We start from the raw sequence: 24,405 nt of genomic DNA on the forward strand, positions 1-24,405 counted from the left end.
TAGTGATGACTCACGTTGGAGAACGCAATGCAAACCTACCGCATCAGGCAACTACGGCTGGACAAAGGCTGGTCACAGGAACAATTGGCCACTATCGCCGGCCTCAGTACCCGCACCGTACAACGTATTGAAAATGGCGAGCAAGCCAGCCTGGAAACCCTGACCGCAATTGCCGCCGTATTGGGAGTACAGGTCAGCGACCTCTATCAGCCGATACCCGCACAAGATGAAAACACGGGTGAGGCCGAACAAACGCTTCGTCGACAGGTTGAAGCGGAAGCCAAGTTGCTGAGCATGGCGGTACGTTTTGCCCTTATCGGCCTGATGCTGTTTGCCATCAACTGGTTTACTCATCCGCAATATCTTTGGTCGCTGTGGGCCATCGGCGGTATGAGCTTCGCGATCCTCATGCGGGCTATGCGGACCTTACTGCTACGTGACGTCATCAGCCGCTGGCAGCAGCAACGCCTGGCACAAAAACTCAGACGTATGCCGTAAACTGCAGCCACTCGGCCAGCCGGGCCAGAGCACTGTCCGGCTGGATTTCCTGCGGCGTCAGCAAGCAGTAGCCGCTACCATCCGGCATGAAGCCAAAAGGCGCACTCAACAACCCGGAAGCAACGTCATCCCGCACCTGCTGCCATGGGCCGATAGCAACACCTATCCCCGCCACCGCCGCCTGCAAACTGAAGTAAAAGTGATCAAAGCGCTGGTCGGCTCGCCCATCAAGTGCCATACCCTGGAACTGCGCCCACTGTTGCCAGGCATCGGGACGCGTAGCGGAATGCAGCAATACGGCATCATGACTCAGGGTGGACTGGCCAGCATTAACAGCAATAAAACGTTGCACCATTTCAGGCTTGCACACCGGCCCGACCCGTTCATCGAACAGCGCCACGCTGTGCAGTTTATCGCCCCAGTCAAAATCGTTACGACGGATAGCGGCGCTAATACCGTCTTGAAACGAAAACGGCCCGCCCCCCGCAACCAGCTGCAGGTTGATATCAGGGTGTGCTAACTGAAAAGCAGGCAAACGCGGTATCAGCCAACGCATCAACAGCGTCGGCTCACACGACAAGACCAGCGGGGCATCCTGCGCCTGCTGTCGCAGTGTTTGTGCCGTATGTTCCAGAATGCCGAACGCCTGTTGTGATGCTTGCAACAGCATTCTTCCGCCATCAGTGAGATGTACCCGCCGATGGCGGCGTTCGAACAGCGCAACGCCGAGCTCATCTTCCAGCGCCCTGACCGCACGGCTGACCGCGCCGTGCGTCAGGCTCAGGCTGTTTGCCGCCTGAGTGAAACTTTCCAACCTTGCTGCCGCCTCAAAACAACGCAAGCCCCCCAGCGACAGCGGTCGGTTAATCTTGCGTGAGTTTTTCTCACCGATATCGTCAGTTTTCATCGTTTGTCACCGTCGGCCATTCCTTTTATAAATCAGCCACTCTCTTCTGATTTTCCTACAGGATAACTATGACCGAACTCATCGCTGTCGTCACCATCACTTTACTCGCCGTCATCAGCCCGGGGCCCGATTTCGCTATGGTGTCACGCAATAGCCTGCTGCTTTCCCGCCGTGCCGGCGTGCTGACTGCCTGCGGCATTGGCGCTGGTGTGCTTATCCACGTCAGCTATACCCTGATTGGGGTGGGTGTATTGATCCAACAATCATTGTGGCTGTTCACGCTGTTGAAAGCGGTGGGTGCCGCCTACCTGATCTACCTTGGCGTCAGTATGCTGCGCCACGCCGGCACCAATACGGTAGACTCTTCGGCCACGCCGACCGCCGTTAGCGACTTCGCCGCGCTGAAAACCGGCTTTTTAACTAACGTGCTAAACCCCAAAACCACCATTTTTATCGTCAGCCTGTTTATGCAAGTGGTTAACCCACAGACGCCATTGAGTGTGCAAATAGGTTACGGATTATTCATTGCACTTGCTCATATCCTCTGGTTCGGTGCCGTCGCCCTGCTGTTTTCCGCGCCCGGTATCAATGCGCGCCTCCTGCGGCTGCGTAAAGGCATCGACAGGGTGTTTGGTGGTTTGCTGATCACCTTTGGTGCACTGCTGGCAGTGGCAGGGATAAAATAACGCCGTAAGGATAAGTTCCGCATTCACTCCTATGCTTAGGGGGCATATCTTTCAATCCCCCCGAACGGAGCAAGGAACATGGCGAAAATTTTGGTTCTGTATTACTCAATGTACGGACATATTGAAACCCTGGCAGAGGCGGTTGCAGAAGGCGCCCGCAGAGTCAGTGGTGCTGAAGTCACACTCAAACGCGTTCCGGAAACCATCCCGGCAGACGCCTTTGCCAAAGCGGGCGGTAAGCAAAATCAAAAAGCCCCTATCGCTACGCCACAGGAACTGGCCGATTACGATGGTATTATCTTCGGCACGCCGACGCGCTTTGGCAACATGGCTGGGCAGATGCGCACCTTCCTCGATCAGACGGGCGGGCTGTGGGCTTCTGGCGCGCTATATGGCAAGGTAGGTAGCGTCTTTTCCTCTACCGGAACAGGCGGCGGCCAGGAGCACACGATCACCTCCACCTGGACCACGTTGGCGCACCACGGTTTTATTATTGTACCCATCGGCTACGCCACCCCAGAACTGTTTGACGTTTCCCATACGCGCGGCGGCACGCCTTACGGTGCAACAACCATTGCCGGTGCCGACGGATCACGCCAACCTAGCCAAGAAGAGCTGACTATCGCCCGCTACCAGGGTGAACACGTGACGAAAATCACCACCAAGCTGAAAAGTTAAGCGATAACCTGCCGTTACCTGCCTGACGGGGCCGTTGATTCGTTCGGCCCCATCTTGTTGCCAACCCGCAGCAAGGTTAAAATGCCGCTCAGCCTGCCATTCACTACCTGAACGTCACGGTCGAAATTCGTTCTGCCCGTCAAGCATCGGCATTTGCCCTGATGACGGGCGTTCTGTTTTTGCGCATAGCGAAGGGAAATAAGTCAGTGTCTAAAGATTTTGATGAACTAATAAGAGACATGGATCTTATTATTGAAAATGTAGACAGTTTTAAGGCTATGGCCCCGCGCGCACCCGAACCCCCTGCGGCGCCGCCTGCGATCCATCACTACGATTCGTTCTGCGAGAATGTGGCACTGAAAGTGGTACTTAAAGTCCTGCTCTCGTCGGTGGATAAAATCGTCAAGGTGCAGATTGCCAATAAAGTCGAGCAAGAGATCGCTCAAATAGAACAACAAGTGGTACGTGCCGGCGGCGGCCCGGTGTCACCCGAGGATCTGGCGCAAATGACGCAATACGTGCGTCGCACTGTAAATAACCTGTTGGAATAATCACCAGCACGGTTAAAAAACGTGCCAACCTTCTCAGGCGATATGAATTTTTACGTTTTTTTTATATCGTCTGCCTTATTCTTTGTATTCTTAAAGAATAAATTGACGCATTGCCGACAGGCAACTCGGGCGCAAGTATGGTCAAGAACAAGCAGATTCTGGTCGTTATTCACCTTTGCAGTTTTTTAGTTTTTCTTTACAGCCTGTCGATGATCCCACCTCTACTGGTGGCACTTTTATATAAAGAAAAAAGCGTCTTTTCCTTCTTCTATACGTTGGTCATTGCCGGCTCACTTGGCGGCCTGGGCTGGTTCAGTACCCGACAGTCCAGGGTACAATTGCGCACTCAAGACGGTTTTCTGATCATTGTGATGTTTTGGCTTCTGTTCTCTGTCGTCAGTGCCCTGCCATTGTGGATGGATAACACGTTAAACATCAGCCTGACAGATGCCATGTTTGAAGGCGTCTCCGGTATTACCACCACGGGTGCCTCGGTACTTAATGACGTCTCTGGCTTACCTAAATCCGTCCTCTACTACCGCTCTCAACTCAATTTTATCGGTGGTCTCGGCGTCATTGTCTTGGCCGTCGCAGTGTTGCCGTTGTTGGGCATTGGGGGTGCCAAGCTTTATCAATCGGAAATGCCTGGGCCTTTTAAAGAAGAACGTCTGACCCCGCGCCTGGCCGACACCTCTAAAAATCTGTGGCTTATCTATCTCGGCTTGGGGCTGGCCTGTACGGTCGCATTTCGTCTTGCCGGTATGCCGTGGTTCGATGCCCTTTGCCATGGGATTTCCACCGTTTCACTCGGGGGATTCTCCACCCGTAATGAGAGCCTGGGCTATTACGACAGTTCGGCTGTCGAAATGGTCGGCGGTATTTTTTCTATTTTGGCGGCAGTAAATTTCACGCTGTATTTCGTCGCCGTGGGCCGCCGCAGCCTGAAACCGCTGTATAAAAACCCGGAACTGCGTTTTTTCCTGTTGGTACTGTCGATCATCGTGGCGATTGTCTGTTTCGAGCTTTACCGTTCGGGGATGTACGGTGGCAAGGATGCTTTCGTTCACGGTTTTTTCCTCACCAGTTCGATGATGACCGATAATGGTTTGGCCACCGCCGACTATGCCAAAATGCCCTCCCACACGATCATGCTCCTTCTGGCAGCGAGCTTTTTCGGTGGCTGCGTCGGTTCAACCTGCGGTGGCATCAAAGCGCTGCGTTTTCTGATTATGTACAAACAGAGCCGGCATGAGATTAACCAACTGGTGCACCCTAACGCCGTTTTCACGATCAAGGTCGGCAACGCCCCCATTCAGGATCGCGTGTTGCGTTCTGTCTGGAGCTTCTTTTTTCTCTACGTGTTTTTCAGCTGTTTCTTCGTCTGGTTGCTGAACCTGATGGGTTATGACCTGGTCACCTCTTTTGCGACCGTCGCCGCCTGTATCAATAATATGGGCCTGGGATTCGGGGAAACAGCCGCCGGTTTTGGCACGCTCAGCAACGCTGCAAAATGGTTGATGTGCGCGGCGATGCTGCTTGGGCGTCTTGAGATCTACCCTATGCTGATCCTCTGCTCGCGCGCCTTTTGGCGTTTTTAATACTTTTACGGCGCTGTCAGCCCAGTCTCTTGATTAATTACCCACTGTGCTGTACCAACGATGACACATTCGTAATGTGAATGTGTTTCATTGTTGTATTCGTTTCATTGAGATAAGTTAACTTTACTGTATATGCATACAGTATTATTTTACTTATTGAGGATATGAATATGCGCTTTAACAAGATGTTCGCTATCGCCGCACTGCTATTTACCGCCCAGGCCTCCGCAGACACGCTGGAGTCTATCGACAACTGTGCGGTCGGTTGCCCAACGGGCGGCAGCAGTAACCTGTCAATCGTTCGTCATGCTTATACGTTGAATAACAATAGCACCACCAAATTCGCCAACTGGGTGGCTTATCACATTACCAAGGACACGCCTGCCAGTGGCAAGACACGCAACTGGAAGGCCGATCCGGCGCTGAATCCGGCTGATACGCTGGTGCCGGCAGACTATACCGGCGCCAATGCAGCGCTGAAGGTGGATCGTGGGCATCAGGCACCGCTGGCGTCATTGGCGGGTGTGTCAGACTGGGAATCCTTGAACTACCTTTCCAACATCACGCCACAAATGGCCGATCTGAACCAAGGGTCTTGGGCGCGATTGGAAGATCAGGAACGAAAACTGATTGATCGAGCAGACATCAGCTCGGTGTATACCGTAACTGGCCCACTGTACGAGCGTGATATGGGCAAATTGCCGGGTACTCAAAAAGCACATACGATTCCGAGTGCTTATTGGAAGGTGATCTTCATCAACAACAGCCCGGAAGTGAACCACTATGCCGCGTTTCTGTTTGATCAAAACACCCCGAAGAATGCCGACTTCTGCCAGTACCGCGTGACAGTGAATGAAATCGAAAAGCGCACTGGGTTAATTATCTGGGCGGGTCTGCCGGATGATGTGCAGGCTTCACTCAAGGCCAAACCGGGTGTTCTGCCGGAACTGATGGGCTGCAAAAGTTAACCTATTCACCGGAAACCCGCTGCGGCGGGTTTTTTATTTGTTTGGATTAAAAAATAATAACGGCAGAGAAAATATAAATAAGCTTTATTAGTTTTCTATTTTGCTCTGAGATCGCGCGGCCAATGTCGCTCAATGCGCTGATTGTTTACCCCTCAATAACCGTAGTTATATTGCCCTCTCCCAACCTAACGTGGCGTTGCCCCTGCTTTTTTTGTTCTTTACGTGCTGTTTTGTCATGACACCTGAGCAAGTTTATTGCCGAAAGGTTATCGCCAAGTTAATATTCTCCAAAACTATTAGACGCAAAACTATAAATAATGGAGTTATTCCATTGTTGATTATTTTTTATCACTCTTTACCCGCTTCCCTTTGCCTTATTCGGCACTAACACCTGCTGTGAGAAAAACACATGGAAAACTTGTTATCGGACGATGGTGGATTACCGGCCAAAAATGGAACCGGTTTCAGTCGACGAGAAGTCCTGTTGGGACTGGCCTCAACCCTGCTGGCAACGTCCCTGCTTAGCTATCCTTTCCTCAGTCAAGCGGAACAACATACCGCCGCGGCCAATCCGTTGCAGTTTGCTCGCTTCTTCAAAATTTCTCAGACATTAACTGAACATGAGGATATCGATCAGGGAATGTCGGCGCGTATTTTTACCGCGCTGCATAACCGGGATGCCCAGTTTAGCTCGCAGATTGAGCAGATCAGCGGCTTGCTGCACACAGGCCAAAGTGCAAAACAGTTGCAACAGCAAGCGACACAGGCTGGCCTGCAAGACGTGCTCACGGTAATCATCACCGCATGGTACACCGGTACCGTCGGCCACGGGCAAACGGCAGAACTGATCGCCTATAAAGACGCGTTGATGTATCGCCCCGCCAGCGATGCCCTGATCGTTCCTACCTATTGTGGCAATGGGCCGCTGTGGTGGACCGCTACTCCGCCTGCCGTCAATGTTCCCCTGTGATCTGAGAGCTTTTTAATGAAAAAACCTGTATTTACCGCCGATGGCGATGCATCGGCTGATATCGTGATCGTAGGCTCCGGTATTGTCGGCGGCATGATGGCCGATCAATTGGTCAGCCAAGGCTTTTCCGTGCTGGTACTGGAAGCTGGCCTGCGTATAGAACGTGCCCAGGCTGTTGAGAACTGGCGCAATATGCCTTTTGATAACCGCGCTGGCTCCGATTACCAGGGGTTATACCCGCAATCAGAGTTTGCCACCGCACCGCTTTATTTCCCGGAAAATAACTATGTAGCCCTGAGCGGCCCCAGTGCCGGCAGTTTCAAACAGGGTTATCTGCGTACCGTCGGCGGTACCACCTGGCATTGGGCCGCCTCTTGCTGGCGCCACGTGCCCAGTGATTTTCAAATGAAAACGTTATACGGCGTTGGCCGCGACTGGCCCATCTCTTATGACGAGCTGGAACCCTATTATTGCCGGGCTGAGGAAGAGATCGGCGTCGCCGGTCCCAACGATCCGCAACAACAGTCTCCGGTTGAGCGCAGTAAGCCTTATCCGATGGATATGGTGCCCTGGGCTCACGGCGATATCCGTTTTGCTGAAGTGGTTAACCCGCACGGTTACCGTTCAGTTCCTATTCCACAGGGGCGAAGCATCCACCCGTGGAAAGGCCGCCCGACGTGCTGTGGTAATAACAACTGCCAACCTATTTGCCCGATAGGTGCTATGTACAACGGCATCCATCACGTTGAGCGTGCTGAAATGAAAGGCGCCGTGGTACTGGCAGAAGCCGTGGTATACAAGATCGATACTGATGAACAGAACCAGGTTACCGCCGTCCATTGGCTGGACAACAAAAAACAATCCCACAAGGCCACGGCCAACGCTTTCGCACTCGCCTGCAACGGTATAGAAACACCGCGCCTGCTGCTGATGGCGGCAAACGAACGCAACCCGAACGGCATTGCCAACACGTCCGATCAGGTTGGCCGCAATATGATGGACCACTCTGGTTTCCACTGTACTTTCCTGGCGAAAGAACCGCTCTGGCTGGGGCGTGGCCCCGCCCAAAGCAGCTGCTTGGTTGGCCCACGTGACGGCGAGTTCCGCAAGGATTACTCAGCCAATAAAATGATCCTCAACAATATCAACCGGGTGGTTCCTGCCACACAGCAGGCTTTGGCGAAAGGGTTAGTCGGTAAAGAGTTAGATGCTGAGATCCGCCGACGTGCCGCCTATGGCGTCGATCTCTCCATTAGTCTGGAACCGTTACCAGATCCAAATAATCGCCTGACATTGAGTAAAACCCGTACAGATGCTCATGGTCTGCCTTGCCCAGACATCCATTACGACGTCGGTGATTATGTTCGCAAAGGCGCTGAGGCTGCACATAAACAGCTTGAGCATATAGGCCAGCTGTTTGACGCCGAAGAGTTCAACATCACCACCAGCTTGAATGCCAATAACCATATTATGGGTGGCACCATTATGGGCAATAACCCCAAAGACTCGGTAGTAGACGGCAACTGCCGGGCTCACGACCATGCCAACCTTTGGTTGCCGGGCGGTGGCGCCATTCCGTCGGCCAGCGTGGTGAACAGTACCCTGACCATGGCGGCATTGGGCATCAAGGCCGCAGATGACATTGCGCGTAAGCTGGCGGTGAAAGCATGAAAAAACAGCTGAAACTAACACTGTTATCTCTGCTGCTTATTGGCGGTGGCGTCGCACAAGCCGCGGATGACAACGCGTTGAGCGGCGCTGCGCTAATCAAAAAAGGTGAGCACCTTGCCATCGCCTCGGACTGTCAGGCGTGCCATACTCAACCGGGAGGAGGTACGCCTTATGCCGGCGGCTATGGCATCAGTTCCCCTATGGGGGTGATTTACGCGACCAACATCACCCCTTCAAACGCTGAAGGCATCGGCAGTTATAGCGAAGAGCAGTTTGCGCATGCGGTCAGGGACGGGATTCGTGCCGATGGCACCCATCTCTATCCCGCAATGCCCTACACCTCTTATACAAAACTGAGCGATGCGGACATCAAGGCGCTGTACGCTTACTTTATGCACGGCGTGAAACCTGTCGATCAGAAAAATACGCTGACCGATCTGCCATTCCCATTCAACCTGCGTTTTAGCATGGCGGCTTGGAATCTGTTGTTCCTGAAAGAGGGCCGTTTCGCACCGGATGCCAGCAAGAGTGAACAATGGAATCGAGGGGCTTATCTGGTCAATGGGCCAGGGCATTGCGATACCTGCCATACGCCACGCAACGTGCTGATGGCGGAGGACAGTGGCCAGGCACTGGCAGGCGGCATGGTCGGCAGTTGGTATGCTCCGAACATTACGTCTGATCCCATCAGCGGCATTGGCGGCTGGAACGAGCAGCAATTGGTTCAGTATTTGAAAACGGGTCAGGTCGCCGGCAAGAACCAGGCGGCTGGCGGTATGGCCGAGGCTATCGAAAACAGCCTGCAATATTTCTCCGATGAGGATTTATCGGCCATTGCCGTTTACCTGAAAAGCACGACGCCAATCAGAGACGCCAACGACCATCAGGCTGCTGATAGCTACGGCAAGCCGTTTAATGTAGAAGCGCAACTGCGCGGGTTACATCCAGCCAATGCAAATAACACCCTGACCGACGGCGCGGCATTGTTCAGCGGCAACTGCGCCAGTTGCCATCAGGCGGACGGTAGCGGCAGTAAAAACCAGGCTTATCCTTCACTGTTCAACAATACTGCCACTGGCGCCAGCAACCCAGCCAACCTGATCTCGGCCATACTGTTCGGCGTAGAACGTAAGGTCGGCGACCAGCACGTGCTGATGCCGAACTTTGGCCCGCAGTCATATGTTAATCCGCTAAACGATCGGCAGATCGCCGCTATCAGCAATTATGTCCTGCAACAGTATGGCAACCCGGCGGTTAAAGTCAGCGCTGTAGACGTTGCCGTATTGCGACAGGGCGGACCAATACCCTTGCTGGCCCGGTTACAGCCTTATATGGCTCCGGCTATCGGCATTGCGGTATTGGCGTTATTAATCATGGTGTGGTTGATCGGAAGGAAACGGCGTTAACCCAAAGACGTGCAAGCCGGGAAGTGATTCCTGGCTTGCAGGTGTGGCTGCAAGTCATGTAGAGATAGGCTCTGTCTGATGTGGACAGGACACGGCGAGGAATACTTAGTGGGTTTGATTTTCCACACGCGTAATTCCGTGTTTCTTCATCACTTCTTCCATTGTCAGATTGTCATCATCCGGTGTCTCGTCAATAACAACATCTTGCGGACGGACATAAGGCTTGGTTGCACGCTTGAACATCCACCACCAAACAAACACCAGAAATGCACCCGACTTCAGAAAGATCATCGTCCACAATGCTATTTGATACCCACTCATCTTGATCTCCATGACAGCGCGAAACACAATCGCGTAACCCTATTCTAACCTTTGCATTGCCCTGATCAATAGTTAACGGCACATCCTCCTGGGTTCTGACCACTGTTATAGGCGTTTCTATCACGATCTGCTCTACCACGCGCTAACAACACCGTTGTGTTACCAATATGCCCCCTATTTGCCAACCTGATGCTGTATTTATGTGCATACGGGTATTACTGATACAGCTAACGCATTTTTTCCTTCGAAAAGAGGGAATTACCTGCCCTGATTACTTTATTTTTATATAGCTAAAACGTCTAATAAAGGCGTTCAAAATAGCCGTTTAAACCAAAAAATGTCAATTTCGTCGTTTTTTCGATATACTTATCGCGTTAAATTTCACGGGCACGTTGTTTGCTCATTTTTTATGGCGTTGTTTTAAAGGATTAACCCCATTTCCCTAACGGACTAGCTAGAAGGTATTCTATGAGCCAAAACGACACTGAAATTGTGGCACGTCGTAGCCATATCAATCCTCCGGTATTTTTTATCTCTGCAGCATTAATCATCATCCTGGTGGCATTTGCCGCCCTCTATCCTGAATTAGCCGATCGTAAATTCAAAACGCTACAACAGGGTATATTCACGAACGCCAGTTGGTTTTACATTCTGGCGGTTGCACTGATCCTGTTAAGCGTGACTTATCTGGGTTTATCGCGTTACGGCAATATCAAGCTTGGACCGGATCACGCCCAGCCAGACTTTAGCTATGTTTCATGGTTCGCCATGCTATTTTCTGCCGGGATGGGTATTGGCCTGATGTTCTTTGGCGTCGCCGAGCCGGTGATGCACTACCTTTCGCCCCCAACCGGGACGCCGGAAACAGTGGAAGCGGCTAAACAGGCAATGCGCCTAACCTTCTTCCACTGGGGCCTGCATGCCTGGGCGATTTATGCCATCGTGGCGTTGATTTTGGCGTTCTTTAGCTATCGGCATGGTTTGCCGCTGACGCTACGTTCGGCACTGTATCCGATCATTGGCGACCGCATTTATGGGCCGATTGGCCATGCGGTAGATATTTTTGCGGTGATCGGTACCGTGTTTGGCGTCGCAACCTCATTGGGTTATGGCGTATTACAGGTTAATGCCGGCCTCAACCACCTGTTTGGTTTGCCGATCAACGCCACGGTACAGGTAATTCTGATCGTGGTGATTACCGGGCTGGCAACGCTGTCGGTAGTGTCTGGTCTGGACAAAGGGATCCGCATTCTGTCCGAACTGAACCTCGGTCTGGCCGTATTGCTATTGGTTTTGGTCGCGGCGCTTGGGCCAACCGTACTGCTTTTAAAATCCTTTGTTGAAAATACCGGTGGCTACCTTTCCGATATCGTCAGTAAAACCTTTAACCTCTATGCTTACGAGCCAAAATCCAGCAACTGGTTGGGCGGTTGGACACTGCTGTATTGGGGCTGGTGGTTATCATGGTCGCCATTCGTGGGTATGTTCATAGCCCGCGTTTCTCGTGGACGTACTATTCGTGAGTTTGTCACCGGTGTGCTGTTCGTTCCGGCGGGCTTTACGCTGCTTTGGATGACCGTTTTCGGCAACAGCGCCATCAATCTGATCATGAACGAAGGCGCGCGCGATCTGGCCAACACGGTACAAAACGACGTAGCTCTGGCGCTGTTCAACTTCCTGGAGCACTTCCCGTTCTCTAATATTCTGTCGTTTATCGCGATGGCAATGGTCGTGGTGTTCTTTGTCACTTCTGCGGATTCTGGAGCGATGGTCGTTGATACATTAGCTTCCGGCGGCACAGATAAAACGCCGGTCTGGCAGCGGATCTTCTGGGCCTCAATGATGGGAGTCGTCGCGATTGCATTACTGATTGCCGGCGGGCTGAGCGCATTGCAAACCGTAACCATTGCCAGTGCCCTGCCGTTCTCGATGATCTTGCTGGTGTCGATCTACGGGTTATTAAAAGCCTTGCGTATCGATGCGTACAAACGCGATAGCCAAGTGATGACCACGATTGCACCGACTGCGGCACGTAACCCAATCTCGTGGCAGCGACGCTTACGTAATATTGCCTACTTCCCGAAACGTTCTCAGGTAAAACGTTTTGTCAGTGAAGTGGTTCAGCCAGCCATGATGTTGGTGGAGGCCGAATTAGCTAAACAAAACACCACGTCCTCGATTGATGATTCGCAGGACGACCGTATCCGTTTTGAAGTTGATTTGGGTGAAGATCTGAACTTTGTCTATGAGGTTCGCCTGCGAGCTTACATTCAACCGGCCTTTGCCTTGGCCGGATTGAACGATGAGGAACGCGACGAAGAACATAAATACTATCGCGGTGAGGTGCATCTGAAAGAAGGTGGGCAGGATTACGATGTGATGGGTTGGACACAAGAGCAGATCATTCACGATATTCTTGACCAGTACGAGAAGCATCTGCACTTCCTGCACTTGGTACGCTAATCCCCTCAGCGACGACACGGCCGCCCCATCCAGGGCGGCTTTTTTATGCCCGCGGTACAACGCGCTTTTCTGGACACAACAAAACGCGCTTTTCCCACCGTTTCTTTGGTCCTGTCCGGACACGGCTATTCGGGTAAAGAGTAGCAACGCTCATAGTTCTTAACATTTGTTTATTTTGATGCTTTCAGTTTTATTTCAGCATAACGGACAGTCAGTTGCTTCAGATGCATCTCCAGTTGAGCCATAGCCGCGGCAGGTAAAGGTTCTTGAGCCGGTTTTTCTGACAATGCTCGCAGTTGCTCTTCAGCCGGTATCGATTGATTAAAGGACTGCATGGTGGAAAATACCACTGATTTCAGCTCACTGACGGTCATGTATTTACCTTTCTGTTCATCAAGCCCGTTCAGCCTGTCACTCAGCTTTTGTAGCGTTGCCATTCCCTGATACCAGCCATTCAGGTTTTCTGTCGGTATGCTGGCAGCGTTCAACTGCCGCTGCCACTGTCGTACCAGAGGCTTAGCCTGTTCCGGCCACAACGACTGAGCCTGTTCCAGAAGCTGCCGGCTGTAGGCAATACTCCAGCCAGGGGGAAGGTTGTCCAGCCGGGCAAGCTGCTGCTCTGTTTGTGCGATTACAGTGTGTGGTAACGGAGATTGCTGACGCAACATATCCAATTGTTCAGGCGTGAGTATTGCGGGTAACGGCGCCAGGGATGCAGCAAACTGAGCCTGTAACGGGTCAGCTCGGTGTAAGACATGCCAACCCCACACCGTTACCGCACTTATCACCAGCATGGTGATCATTCCAGCAGTAAAGAATTTCCACTTTTTTTCCGGTGCTTGTGTCGCCCTCAAAACTTCTACGTTCGGCTGTTGTTCCGGCTGCGCAACATATACCCATTTCTCTGCGCTGTCCGCTGCACTATTCTCCTCTGCCGGACTACCGGAAAGAGCCCCGGTGGATGCCACTGCATCATTCATCACCGTAGCAGGCAACGTGATACCTGATTGAATAGTCGGAGCGGTGCGGGTTGCGTCATCGCTGTTTTCCAGTCTGACGGCATTGTTGTGCATAACGGTACGTAGGGTATCGAGCTGACTGAGATGTTTAAGCTCCAGGCGCTGTAATACTGCCCCCAAGCGAGCAAGGTGCTGTTCCGCCCGATAAAGTTGGCTAAGATCGCTGTAATTCAGGGGGAGCATACGCATCAGTTGCTGTAGCCGCTGACTCAGACTGCTTAGAATTTCCATGCGGGCATGTACCGGCTGCGGCCAGAGCACGCCCCATTGATGGCTTATCAGGGTCTCCAGGATGGATAATCCTTCATTCAGACCGAACACTCCGGCCAGCTGCGCGCGGGCCAGCGTGTACCAGGCTGCCGTTTGCAGCTCCACACCATTTTGCTCAAACAGCGAAAGGCAAAGTTTTTCAGCATAACGCCAGTTCACATCCGGGCGCGCAGGATGCATCAGCTTACTCAGTTCATCGCGCAGGGTGACATAATCCGATAGTGTGCGCGGGTCGCTACCGGTTTTGATTTTACTGGAAGGAAAGTCTTTCATGACCAGATATCCATTTAACTCGTTTACCACGCCGGAGGGTTATTGTTTATGCCGGTTTGCAATTTCATTCAGAATGTCCATATAAGAAGGGGATACCAAAGCCCTGGTGCCATCCAGTTTGCTCAGGCTTACAGCGAATTATCAAGATACTGCTGTTGTTTCAGGTGGCGCAGCAACACCCTCCCCTCAGGCATAAACTCGGTGCCGTAACGCACCAGACCTATGCTCTTCAGCTCTGCATCGATGGCGTAACGCAGCTTACCGGGCTGAGTCTGCTCCTGTATCACTACATCAACGTTTTTAAGGCGTGGTTCATATTTCAGCAGTACCTCTGAGAGCATCCCCATCAATTGATGGGCGGTCCCCGGCATTCCCTGCAGGATTTTCGCCATATCAGGCAGGCCATAATCGGGTAAATGAGCCAGCGTGCCGGCGCGGCAGTTGAGAATGCGCTGCATATTGTCCAGCACGGACAATATGACCTGATTTTCTTCGCTGACCTGATTGAGACCAAAGCCCCCGGTAAAATGACCGGTGAGCATTTCATACAGCGAAGGTGATTGGTGAGTATGAGGCATCACTTATCCTTTACGTGGAGCAGCGTCAGATGATTGTTTCCGGCCTCGATCACCCGGGCCTTGTCCGGATCGAGCTCTTCACGGCCCATCGTCAGCCTCCAGGTGTTATTGTCCATATCCGGATGGCGGAATAACCCCACCACCGCCACAAACTGCGCCTCTTCTTCCATCGGCATGTCAAGGTTCACATCCCCGCCCGGTTTCAGCACCACATCACGGTTGGCAAGCAGGTCGTCTTTCAGAATGATGCCGTCATCCTTGAGCAGTTGCTGATAGACCGTTTTATCGAAGGTCTTGCGGTCTTTCAGCTGGTAAACGCGAACCACTACCGGCTCGGACAACGCGTTGCTCTCGCGGGCGTCGGTATTCAACGCCTCACGTGCCGTGAAATCCAGGTGCAGGACCTTAATCTTCTTGTAAAAGAGGGCGCTGAAGGCCGACTTGGTGCCATCGGTGACACTCTGCGTCACCCCGCATCCCGCCAGGCTGAATGCTATCAGCGGCAACAGCCAGCGTGCGGTTCTAGTTAAACGTATACGTAACACGTCGGTTTCCTTGTTGTGGTGTGGCAGGTTTCATACCGCTGTAATAGCCCAGCTCCGTCGTGAAGTTCTGAGGAATATCCTCTGAGAGTTCCCCCTCTTCAGCGCCCAGCACGCCGTTCATGCCGAGCCAGAAAGGCCCCTCGCCCAGCGGCGGAGCCACCAGCAGTCGGGTATGGGTCGTCAGGGTGATTTTTGCCTTAAAGCGCCAGCCGAGATACACCCGCAGCATCACCAGAAAATCCTGATAGAGCAGACCATCCGGCTTCCAGCCCTGCGCTTCCAGTTCGCTATCTGTCGTGAGCGCAATCCGCAGTTGGCTAGCGGCATCCATCGCTTCATCGCCGAGCGGCGTGTTGCCGTCCAAAAGAAAATCATCATCGCCGTAAAAACCCAGCGGCTGACTTAACGCCACCGGACGCAGGCAGTACGGACTCACCTGCACAGTGGTATTCGGGGCCAGCAGGGTCACCAACGCCTGCACTCCTTCCTGGGTTTTGCCCGGTTGCTGCAGCACACCCAGCAGCGCCAGAAAGCGGGACACGGGTGTGGCAATATGGTTTGCGGTGCCGGGAATACCCAGCCCCACCAGACCCAGCAGAGACTGAGAGATGCTGTCTGTGCCTCCGGGCTCGAACGTTGCCGGGTAGGAATATTTACGCCAGATGCGGTAAAACTGGGTCAGGATACGGTGGCTGAAGATATCCAGAAAACCCTGCAGTGCCTCATGCCCTTCCCGGCGCTGGGTAATGTCATCAAGATAGGCTGTCGGCAGTGGCGAATCCACGCCGTACATTCCCATAAATGTGGTGCGGATGACCGGTGGTTTACTGTCATCATCTTCGTCGTACTCAACTGCCTTCAACTCACTGGCAGGAAAGCCCATCCCTGGATGGGGCGCAAAGCGTACCGGGTCGTCACCAGGATGGCTGGTTGAGCCCATCAGCGGTTTGCCCGGATTACGCTTCTCCAGCAGTTGACAGAAACGGTAAAAGTTAATGCGGTGAAGGTCGGCTTCCAGTCGCGGGCTCAGCCGGGAATACGGCGGTTGTGCTTCTCTTCCCATTCCAGGCGCTCTCCGGTCGGTTGCAGGATGATAATCAGGCGGTTAAACAGATAGATATCGGTGTACAAGGCGAAGAAACGGCTCAGCATCTCCCCGAACAGGGAGATATCCCCTCTTCCCGCAAAGCCGTGGCTGTCGAGCGTCACTTCAATCTGCACGCCGCGTACCAGGTAGCCCTGCTCAAAACGCTCCGTTTCACTGTGTTTCACGTCGAGGATGGCCTCAAGGCGACGGCGGTTCATCTCACTGTCTGTCCACTCGTACAGCGCCAGGGTACCGCGCAGCACGTCGGCATTATCCATCATCGACAGAAACCCGCTGCCAAGATGGCTCAGCACCCGCCAGTGGAAACGGTCCTGCGCTGGGGGATAACAGGGCAGCGTCGGCGCACACAGGTTGCGCACGGCGATGCTGGCCGAGGTGGTTTTCATTACCGTATCAAGCACCGTGCTTTGCAGCGCCCGGCGCGGCAATTGACCGTTGGTGCCGGTGAGCGTCAGCGACAGACTTTCATCTTCCGGTATTGTGTGATTATCAAAGGCTTCACCACCGAGGATCAACCAGGTGTTATGCAGCCCGGATGGCCCCCGACGCACTCGGGTGTGGTAGTAATACTCCGGCGCTGCGTGGCGCATCATTCCGCCCTTGTGGCGAAAGCTCGAGAACGGCACGTAGGTATGCCGGCTTGATGACATCACCGAATCGACCGCATATATCTCGGTATGACCATCCTGCACGCGCATCGGGCGCAGCATGTATTCGGTCTGCAGGGAGTTGAGCGTCAGCGGGTCGGACTCCAGCGGGAACAGGTTAATCACCGGCACGCAGTTCAGGCGCAGATGTTTTTCGGTAAAGCTGAAGTCATGCGCCCAGCGTTCCGCCAGCACCACGTCAATTTCAAACCAGGGAAGCTCAGCCGGAAAAGCCACGGTCTCCAGCCCACGCAGGCCGATGAACATGAACTTCTCGCGGAAAGTAAAGTACTCCAACAACAGCTGGTAGCCGCTGAAACTGCTGTTGCTCTTCGGCCAGAGGGTATCGTCATCGGCAAACCCAAGCGCAGTGAAATGCCCCTCCAGCAGTCTTCTTTCCGCATCGCCGGGCATCCGCAGCCATATCCGGGCCACATTCAGAGTGAAGGCTTCGTGCATAGCGCAGGCCAGCGGCGCATCGGCATTAAAGTAGAACGGAATATGGCTGAGATCGACACGGCTCCAGTCCGCCAGTTCGCCGCAGCTAAAGCGAAGCGTGACAACCGAGCGACCATCCACATCGGTTGCCAGACGCGCACTTTCAAGTGACAGCGGCTGAAGGGTAACCTCTTGGGTGGTAGTGTACCGGCAGCGCGTACCCTTCTCACCGATCGGCCGCGAGTTCACCTCGAAGCCTTTGGCGATGCGCATCTGTTCTTTCATTTCGCGCCAGTCGGGGGTGAACTCCACCACCGACATCGACGGAATGGTGCGCAGATAGTGCGGCCACAGCAGACTGACCAGCCCTTCGGTCAGCTCCGGCAGGTCATCGTCGAGCTTCTCACGCAGCCGGCCCATCAGGAAGGCAAAGCCCTCAAACAGGCGCTCCACGTACGGGTCGCGCGCGCCCGCTTTATCAAGATTAAGCATCGCCGCCTGCTCGGGATGAGCGCGGGCAAACTCGTCGCCGGCCTCCAGCAGGTAGCGCATTTCGGCGTCGTAATAACGCAGGGTTAAGTCGTCCATAGTTACCTGATTATAGTAATGGGTGCATTCATCGGCCGTTAACCACACAGCACCGCGCTGCTGGCCGGGTCGAGTGCTATCAGACCGGCCAGAAGCTGATCCATTTCTGGCTGGAACCGGGATTTGTCGGTTTCACTGCGGGTAGCTTTCATGCGCAGCAGCCTAAGGCGCCGTGATTTAACTTCGAACAGAAGTGCCGGTGTCCATTCCGTCAGGGTGATGGACAGCGCGGCAACGTCGAGTTCGCCCAACAGATGCAACGCCAGTTCATTCTTACCCTTCTGCTCTGCCACACGGGCCATCAGAAGGCGCAGCAGCCATTTATCCTTCGCACAATACGTGCCCGGTCGCGTCTGGAGCCAGTGAAGTGCTGCATCCAACCCGTCGTTGTCGGCTTTCTCCAGGGCTTCCGGTTCAAGGGCCAGAATGTCATTGTCAGTCGCACTGATGGCGCTGACTGGTTCATCACACCAGCCCGGCATCTCGTCCAGAACACTCTGGGTAATCCAGTTGAACGTAACCTCATCAGCAAACGGTGTGCCATCATTAAACGCCAGCGTTTCAAGTCCGGTGAGCCGGCACAGCAGGCCTTTCAGGTCAGCCACGATAATCGCCGCAATAACTTCCTGCCCCGATTTCAATAGCGCCTGATGGGTATACCACTGCAGGTCAAGCCAGAGGTGATTGGCACCACGGGAAAAAGCGCTGTCTGCCTGCTCCAGAATTTCGGACCAGCTCTTTTGCAGGTACAGACGTTTGAGCATGGCCCGCTGGTCCGCACGAGGAGGTTCAATACGTGTCTTCCCTTCAGCATCCGGGGCCGGAATGGCACTCAGGGTGTCATGGCGCAGGCTCTTCATCAGCCGGTGTGCCGCCAGCCAGCCATTGGGCTGCTCGCGTAAATAGTCTGTCAGGGTACGGGCCTGCGCCAGCAAATCCTGACCGGAGGTGATACGGGTCAGGACGGGCGCGGTACTACTGCCTGCCGTGTCTGGTGTGTGCGTTTCCTGCACGGTGCTGCTGGCATTCTGCGGCACCACAGCATCCACGCCCCCGGCTTTCATCAGGCGCGATTCGAGCGCGCTGTATAAGGCGTTCAGTTCTGCCCCTGATGCTTCCGGCGCTGTATCCAGGCAGTCCTGGATGAGCAGCAGCGCCCCGGTATTACGCAGTGCATCATCACGTACGACTTCCGGATAAAGCGACAGACTGTCGAGCACCCGGGAGCCTGCAAGCCACTCAAGGGCCGCTTTACGGCTGCGGTCGCGCTGTGGATGGAGCTGAGATCCATAACACGTCAGCATTCCCGCCAGCAGTACAAGCCCCTCGGCAAAGCCGGCCTCCCCGTCCTGATGCAGACGGGCCCAGCAGTAATAGGTGGCAATCCGGATATCTTTGGCTGTGGTGGTAAGCAGTTTTTCGGCAAGCGTGCAAATCAGGCCGGTATCAATGCCGGAGAGCTTGTTGACCTCTTCGCGGATACGCTGAAAATCATCGTCATATCCCGGGTCTTCGCCGGTCGGGCTGGACTCGCTTATCGGGGAAAACCACTGGCGCCAGTTTTCGGTGCGCGCCTGTGCCTGCTGTCGCAAAAGAGTTGCATCCCCCTGACAGGCAGTAACAAGATTGTGCAGTGTGCTCATTATTCCATTCCGTCCATGCCGTCACTGTCCGTTCTGCCTGCCAGCACCTGCGCGGTCGCTGCCGCATCCACGCTAAATATATTGCCCGGCAGCCTAAAGGCACGCAGGTCCAGCAATACCAATGGCCCTTTGCCCAACTGGATGACGTTACTCATCGGGCTTTCCTCCGTGTTCTCAGGTGATTACCGTCAGGGCTTGCTCCAGCCATCTGGCCGGGATCGCGGCTTGCGTCCGTGCCAGTTGCTGTTCAGCCACCGCAGCTTTCTGTAAGGCGACAACCACGCCCGGTTCGGTGGTAAAAGCCCTGAGCTGTTCGCCCCCCGGCAGCTCCGGTAACGGCAGGCCGGTAAGCCTGTCCAGCACCTCGACCTGCAGCGAACGCACTGCGCCGGTGGCGGCCAGACCGGCCAACTTTCCGCTTAGGCTTTTCTGTTTGAAACTCAGCACCACCCCCGTGGCGAGGGTGGCAAAACCTACCAGGTTGCCGGCGATCACCAACGGCGACAGCGACTTATTGCATTGCTCGCTGAAGTACATCATGCGGTAACGGAAGTAGCCGGCCCACATCTCGCGCGTACCCAGCGCGGCGTGCATAAACCAGGCGCGCGAGTCGTGTACCTGGTCGTCGAACAGTGCCCTGACCAGCCCGGCGGGCTGGCCCGCATTGCTGGCCTCACCGACAGCGGGAAACAGGACAGCCACGCGGGCGTCACCGTCAGCCTTGATTCGCCGGTACTCCTGCGGTTCATCATCGGTATTGAGCACGAAAATCATCGGCTGCAACACCGTATCCAGTACCGCCTGCGCCAGGTTATCTGGGATACGGTAGCCGTCGTGGTAATCCTTGCCAAATTCCTTCGCCGCTTCAAACAGCTGGGGTTTATCCATCTTCGGATCAAAATCCTTGACCCCTGGGTGCAGCACCAGATCGTCCATCTTGTCGGCGGGCTGTGTTGCTATCTGGTCCTGGCGCGCTTTGAGAACCTTTTCCTGATTTTCATTCCGTAGTTCTTTTGCCGCTTTACGCGCGGCGGGCAGTGCTTCTTTATCCGAGGCATCTTTATAGAACCGTTGTTCCACCAGCGTCCCTTTGGCATAGCGGTCAATACGCCAGGCGGTGATCCAGGCAATCTGATTCTCGATGATACTTTCCAGACTGCCGCTGGCGCGCGGCGGGTTGTAGCTGGCCACCTCATCAGGGCTGATTTTTTCGGGCGTGGTCAGATTGAGGGTGAGTTCGCGCCAGGCGTTGAAGCGGTTTACTAATTGTGTATCTATATCGAACTCAGAAAGGTTATCAGCATCCATAATTCTCCAACGCTGGGCACTTAGCTCATCAGGTAATATACCCTCTGGGACTTTCATCGGTGCGCCAGCACTAAAAGCAGCAGCATACATATCGTTCAGAGAGATTTGTGATAACAATAAGCTGTCATCCTCATCATTAGCCTTCCCCTGATCGCCCGGCGGGTAACCACCACCAATATCCGAATGCATCCCCGGATACACCACCTCGGTGGCATAAGACGGGTATTTGCCGTTACCCCGGCGCACTGAGTCCAGCGGAAAGCAGAGCCGCTGCTCGTGGCTGGAAACCAAATGCACGCATTTTTTTATCAACCCGCCATAGGTTTCATCACTCGGCAGCTCCATCGTATCGTCTGCCCAGCCCATATGCCCCTCGGCAAGCGGTGCCACATGCGCCACCCCAACCGAGGCCACGGTATCCAACAACCCGAGAAACTCCACGCTGATGGGCAGCCGCAACTCACCAATTTGCAGGCATTGCGGGGGCTTCTCACCTTCCGCAGCCGGTGGGGGTAACAGCTCACTCAGCCAGCGCACAAAGGCGCGCGCCGCCGCACCGCGGGAAAAACCGTAAACATACAACTTGATGCCTAACAGCTTGGGTTTTCCCGGCTCCGGCTGGGTAATCAATGGCCTCAGCTTCGGGGCTAAATCATTCAGTAAGCGGCTGAACTCTTCATAGCGGTTGTGGCTGCCACCAAACCACAGGCGGTTCCAGCTGGTACCCATGTTGCTGATAGACCGGCGACTCTCCGCAGTAGTCAGCCACTTTTCCGTGGCGCTAAACTTCAGTACATCAATAATACGCAGCAGCGCCCAGTTAATTCGCTCCTCGCCCTTAGTGGCGCCCATCAGCCCCATCATCGAATAGTCCAGATCATTCACTTCCGGGAACGGGGTACCCACACCGGGAATATAAAATTTAAAGTATTTTCCGCCACTCTCACTTGCCGTATCCAGCGGCACCTTGCGTTTATCAGAAACACCGCCAGCGGTACCATCACCGATAGTGGCGCGAAACAGACGGGCAATATTGGTCGGGTGTTTTGGGTTTGACAGAAGCAGGTCATTGTTCAGGTTATTGCCGGTGCCATCGAAAAACAGGCTGATATGCAGCGTTTTACAGCACGGCGGCACCACGCGTCGCCCGGCGGCCAGGCACAGCTCCTGGCGGTAGCGCAGCTCGGCGCTGTCCTGCTGATGGAGGCTCTGCCCAATCTGCAATGCATGGGTCGGCAGGCGGCCCTGCGCCGGGAACAGCGGTGGTGCCCAGGCTAAATCGGTTTCCTTTATCTCGGACATACTTTTGGCTCCTTCATCCTGATGGGCTCTTTAATCGGGTAGTTAGCATTTCTCGGTGACCAGCAACTGGTGGTCACCTTCACCTCATCACAGGGCAAAAAGTGCACCGTAATACCGCAGGTATCCTGGCCGTTATAATCGGGGACCGGGACGGTTTTGCTGTGCTGCCGTTTTTGAGCATCAATTTCTTTCTTCCACGCTTTGTATTTAGCCCTGTCAGCAAATCCAGGAAAACCTTTAGAACCACCAACCCCATTCTCCCAGTCAATACGCACCGTCATGCCCGGCTGCCAGCGTGCAGGCACGCTGTAGCAGCAACCGCCACCGCCGCCCTGGAACGGCCCAATAATGTCGATGCCCGACTGGTTATCCACGCTGAAGTGGTTAATCGCCCATTGGGTGTGGTTGATGGCCTTAATGGTGCCACCACCGCCCCCGGCCTGAGCAGCAGGTTGGGCGCAGCCGGTTAACAGCAGCAAACCCGCCAGCAGCGGGCTGAGTAATGCATGTTTCATCTGACTTTCCTTGTAGATGTGGATTCACTAAGAGGGAAACAACAACCGGAGACAGGCTATCTCCGGCAGTCTTTTGGCTCCTTCATCCTGATGGGCTCTTTAATTGGATAGGCCGGGCTATCGTAGGTGTAGCAACTGGTCGTCACCTTCACCTCATCGCAGGGTAAAAAGTGCACCGTAATACCGCAGGTATCCTGGCCGTTATAATCAGGAACCGGGACGGTTTTGCTGTGCTGGCGTTTTTGCGCATCTATCCCTTTTTTCCAGGCAAGATATTTTTTCCTGTCCTGATAACCAGGGAAATCCATTGAATACCCAACACCACTCTCCCAATCAATACGCACCGTCATGCCCGGTTGCCAGCGGGCGGGCACGCTGTAGCAGCAACCGCCGCCGCCGCCCTGAAATGGACCTACAGAATCTATACCCGACTGGTTATCCACGCTGAAGTGGTTAATCGCCCATTGGGTGTGGTTGATGGCGTCAATCGTACCGCTGCCGCCACTGCCCCCGGCCTGCGCAGCAGGCTGGGCGCAGCCGGTTAACAGCAACAACCCCGCCAGCAGCGGGCTGAGTAATGCATGTTTCATCTGACTTTCCTTGTAGATGTGGAATTCACTAAGAGGGAAACAACAACCGGAGACAGGCTATCTCCGGCAGTCTTTTGGCTCCTTCATCCTGATGGGCTCTTTAATCGGGTAGTTAGCATTTCTCGGTGACCAGCAACTGGTGGTCACCTTCACCTCATCACAGGGCAAAAAGTGCACCGTAATACCGCAGGTATCCTGGCCGTTATAATCAGGAACCGGGACTATTTTGCTGTGCTGGCGTTTCAAGGCATTAACTTTTTTGTACCAAGCACTCCTTTGTTGATTGTATTTTGATATTTCTTCAGTCCACGTTTTATTATTTTGACCTTTATAGGCTGGACGAGTTGGCGCAGGTAGCTCCGGGAGATCACTGGCATATGCCACACCGGTTTCCCAATCAATACGCACCGTCATGCCCGGTTGCCAGCGGGCGGGCACGCTGTAGCAGCAACCGCCACCGCCGCCCTGGAACGGCCCAATAATGTCGATGCCCGACTGGTTATCCACGCTGAAGTGGTTAATCGCCCATTGGGTGTGGTTGATGGCCTTAATGGTGCCACCGCCTCCACTGCCCCCTGCCTGCGCAGCAGGCTGTGAGCAGCCGGTTAACAGCAACAAACCCGCCAGCAGCGGGCTGAGTAATGCATGTTTCATCTGACTTTCCTTGTAGATGTGGGACTAAAGAGGAAACGGCGGAGAGGCCTGGCTAAATCGGCTTCCTTATCTCGGGCAGTCTTTCGGCTCCTTCACCCACAGGCTCTCGAACCCGCTGATCCAGATCGCCCAGTCAGCACAACGCGCCTGAGCCTACCTCACCAAGATGTCTTCATCCACGCCACAGGTGTGAAGTAATTCTGCAATGCG

General features: G+C 54.2%; 23 protein-coding genes. 10 read left to right on the top strand and 13 right to left on the bottom strand.

Going from position 1 to position 24,405, the window contains the following annotated elements:
• The first annotated feature begins 27 nt into the window (after positions 1–27).
• Entirely contained in the window at positions 28–498 is a 471-nt protein-coding gene (locus tag ACI2J2_RS08945; protein WP_265555061.1) for a helix-turn-helix domain-containing protein, read from the top strand.
• Here ACI2J2_RS08945 and ACI2J2_RS08950 read toward each other — a convergent pair.
• Positions 482–1,405 carry a LysR family transcriptional regulator gene (locus ACI2J2_RS08950; RefSeq protein WP_404759898.1) on the bottom strand — a complete coding sequence of 308 codons (924 nt, stop codon included), beginning with the start codon at positions 1,403–1,405 and terminating at the stop codon, positions 482–484. The genes ACI2J2_RS08945 and ACI2J2_RS08950 overlap by 17 nt on opposite strands.
• Positions 1,406–1,473: 68 nt before the next feature.
• Between ACI2J2_RS08950 and ACI2J2_RS08955 the strand changes: the two genes are divergently transcribed.
• From ACI2J2_RS08955 to ACI2J2_RS08990, 8 genes are all read left to right on the top strand, one after another.
• On the top strand, positions 1,474–2,091 hold the full coding sequence (locus tag ACI2J2_RS08955) for a LysE family transporter (RefSeq protein ID WP_209632650.1): 618 nt from the start codon (positions 1,474–1,476) through the stop codon (positions 2,089–2,091).
• Between the two features lie 78 nt (positions 2,092–2,169).
• Complete coding sequence (gene wrbA, locus ACI2J2_RS08960) at positions 2,170–2,769, top strand: NAD(P)H:quinone oxidoreductase (RefSeq protein ID WP_209632649.1); 600 nt, start codon at positions 2,170–2,172, stop codon at positions 2,767–2,769.
• Between the two features lie 239 nt (positions 2,770–3,008).
• Positions 3,009–3,320, top strand: coding sequence for a hypothetical protein (locus tag ACI2J2_RS08965; RefSeq protein WP_037419344.1), 312 nt, complete (start codon positions 3,009–3,011; stop codon positions 3,318–3,320).
• 137 nt (positions 3,321–3,457) lie between these two features.
• Positions 3,458–4,918 carry a TrkH family potassium uptake protein gene (locus ACI2J2_RS08970; RefSeq protein WP_265555069.1) on the top strand — a complete coding sequence of 487 codons (1,461 nt, stop codon included), beginning with the start codon at positions 3,458–3,460 and terminating at the stop codon, positions 4,916–4,918.
• 170 nt (positions 4,919–5,088) lie between these two features.
• A complete protein-coding gene (locus ACI2J2_RS08975; protein WP_209632647.1) occupies positions 5,089–5,886 on the top strand; it encodes a DNA/RNA non-specific endonuclease in 798 nt (265 codons plus the stop codon).
• A 409-nt stretch (positions 5,887–6,295) separates the two neighbouring features.
• Positions 6,296–6,856 carry a sorbitol dehydrogenase family protein gene (locus ACI2J2_RS08980; protein ID WP_404759899.1) on the top strand — a complete coding sequence of 187 codons (561 nt, stop codon included), beginning with the start codon at positions 6,296–6,298 and terminating at the stop codon, positions 6,854–6,856.
• 15 nt (positions 6,857–6,871) lie between these two features.
• Positions 6,872–8,527: a GMC family oxidoreductase gene (locus tag ACI2J2_RS08985; protein ID WP_265555073.1), complete on the top strand. Its 1,656-nt coding sequence runs from the start codon at positions 6,872–6,874 to the stop codon at positions 8,525–8,527.
• The gene (locus ACI2J2_RS08990) at positions 8,524–9,933 is read left to right on the top strand and encodes a c-type cytochrome (protein WP_404759900.1); all 1,410 of its coding nucleotides are present in this window, start codon (positions 8,524–8,526) and stop codon (positions 9,931–9,933) included. The genes ACI2J2_RS08985 and ACI2J2_RS08990 overlap by 4 nt, the downstream gene beginning before the upstream one ends.
• A 105-nt stretch (positions 9,934–10,038) precedes the next feature.
• Here the strand turns inward: ACI2J2_RS08990 and ACI2J2_RS08995 are convergent, their stop codons facing one another.
• Complete coding sequence (locus ACI2J2_RS08995; protein ID WP_037419327.1) at positions 10,039–10,254, bottom strand: hypothetical protein; 216 nt, start codon at positions 10,252–10,254, stop codon at positions 10,039–10,041.
• A 468-nt stretch (positions 10,255–10,722) separates the two neighbouring features.
• Here ACI2J2_RS08995 and ACI2J2_RS09000 point away from each other — a divergent pair, with 468 nt between their 5' ends.
• Positions 10,723–12,717 carry a BCCT family transporter gene (locus ACI2J2_RS09000; RefSeq protein WP_404759901.1) on the top strand — a complete coding sequence of 665 codons (1,995 nt, stop codon included), beginning with the start codon at positions 10,723–10,725 and terminating at the stop codon, positions 12,715–12,717.
• Positions 12,718–12,887: 170 nt separating this feature from the next.
• Here ACI2J2_RS09000 and ACI2J2_RS09005 read toward each other — a convergent pair whose 3' ends face one another.
• The 11 genes from ACI2J2_RS09005 to ACI2J2_RS09055 form a co-directional block, all read right to left on the bottom strand.
• Positions 12,888–14,279 (bottom strand): VasL domain-containing protein, encoded by a 1,392-nt coding sequence (locus tag ACI2J2_RS09005; RefSeq protein ID WP_404759902.1) that lies wholly within the window; start codon positions 14,277–14,279, stop codon positions 12,888–12,890.
• Between the two features lie 128 nt (positions 14,280–14,407).
• Positions 14,408–14,857 carry a type VI secretion system baseplate subunit TssE gene (tssE, locus tag ACI2J2_RS09010; RefSeq protein WP_209632641.1) on the bottom strand — a complete coding sequence of 150 codons (450 nt, stop codon included), beginning with the start codon at positions 14,855–14,857 and terminating at the stop codon, positions 14,408–14,410.
• A complete protein-coding gene (tssJ, locus tag ACI2J2_RS09015) occupies positions 14,857–15,402 on the bottom strand; it encodes a type VI secretion system lipoprotein TssJ (protein WP_404759903.1) in 546 nt (181 codons plus the stop codon). The genes tssE and tssJ overlap by 1 nt, the downstream gene beginning before the upstream one ends.
• Positions 15,380–16,465, bottom strand: coding sequence for a type VI secretion system baseplate subunit TssG (gene tssG / locus ACI2J2_RS09020; RefSeq protein WP_404759904.1), 1,086 nt, complete (start codon positions 16,463–16,465; stop codon positions 15,380–15,382). Before tssG ends, tssJ begins: the two co-directional genes overlap by 23 nt.
• Positions 16,429–18,183: a type VI secretion system baseplate subunit TssF gene (gene tssF, locus ACI2J2_RS09025; RefSeq protein ID WP_404759905.1), complete on the bottom strand. Its 1,755-nt coding sequence runs from the start codon at positions 18,181–18,183 to the stop codon at positions 16,429–16,431. The genes tssG and tssF overlap by 37 nt, the downstream gene beginning before the upstream one ends.
• A 38-nt stretch (positions 18,184–18,221) precedes the next feature.
• Positions 18,222–19,826 (bottom strand): type VI secretion system protein TssA, encoded by a 1,605-nt coding sequence (tssA, locus tag ACI2J2_RS09030; protein ID WP_404759906.1) that lies wholly within the window; start codon positions 19,824–19,826, stop codon positions 18,222–18,224.
• Positions 19,826–19,981, bottom strand: coding sequence for a hypothetical protein (locus ACI2J2_RS09035; RefSeq protein WP_404759907.1), 156 nt, complete (start codon positions 19,979–19,981; stop codon positions 19,826–19,828). Before ACI2J2_RS09035 ends, tssA begins: the two co-directional genes overlap by 1 nt.
• Positions 19,982–20,000: 19 nt before the next feature.
• A complete protein-coding gene (locus tag ACI2J2_RS09040; RefSeq protein WP_404759908.1) occupies positions 20,001–22,436 on the bottom strand; it encodes a T6SS phospholipase effector Tle1-like catalytic domain-containing protein in 2,436 nt (811 codons plus the stop codon).
• Entirely contained in the window at positions 22,424–22,951 is a 528-nt protein-coding gene (gene tli1 / locus ACI2J2_RS09045) for a T6SS immunity phospholipase A1-binding lipoprotein Tli1-KP (RefSeq protein ID WP_404759909.1), read from the bottom strand. Before tli1 ends, ACI2J2_RS09040 begins: the two co-directional genes overlap by 13 nt.
• 56 nt (positions 22,952–23,007) lie before the next feature.
• The gene (locus ACI2J2_RS09050; RefSeq protein ID WP_404759910.1) at positions 23,008–23,541 is read right to left on the bottom strand and encodes a DUF3304 domain-containing protein; all 534 of its coding nucleotides are present in this window, start codon (positions 23,539–23,541) and stop codon (positions 23,008–23,010) included.
• Between the two features lie 57 nt (positions 23,542–23,598).
• The gene (locus ACI2J2_RS09055) at positions 23,599–24,195 is read right to left on the bottom strand and encodes a DUF3304 domain-containing protein (RefSeq protein WP_404759911.1); all 597 of its coding nucleotides are present in this window, start codon (positions 24,193–24,195) and stop codon (positions 23,599–23,601) included.
• Positions 24,196–24,405 lie beyond the last annotated feature (210 nt).

The organism is Serratia sp. NPDC087055, from assembly GCF_044900985.1.
Lineage (GTDB): Bacteria > Pseudomonadota > Gammaproteobacteria > Enterobacterales > Enterobacteriaceae > Serratia.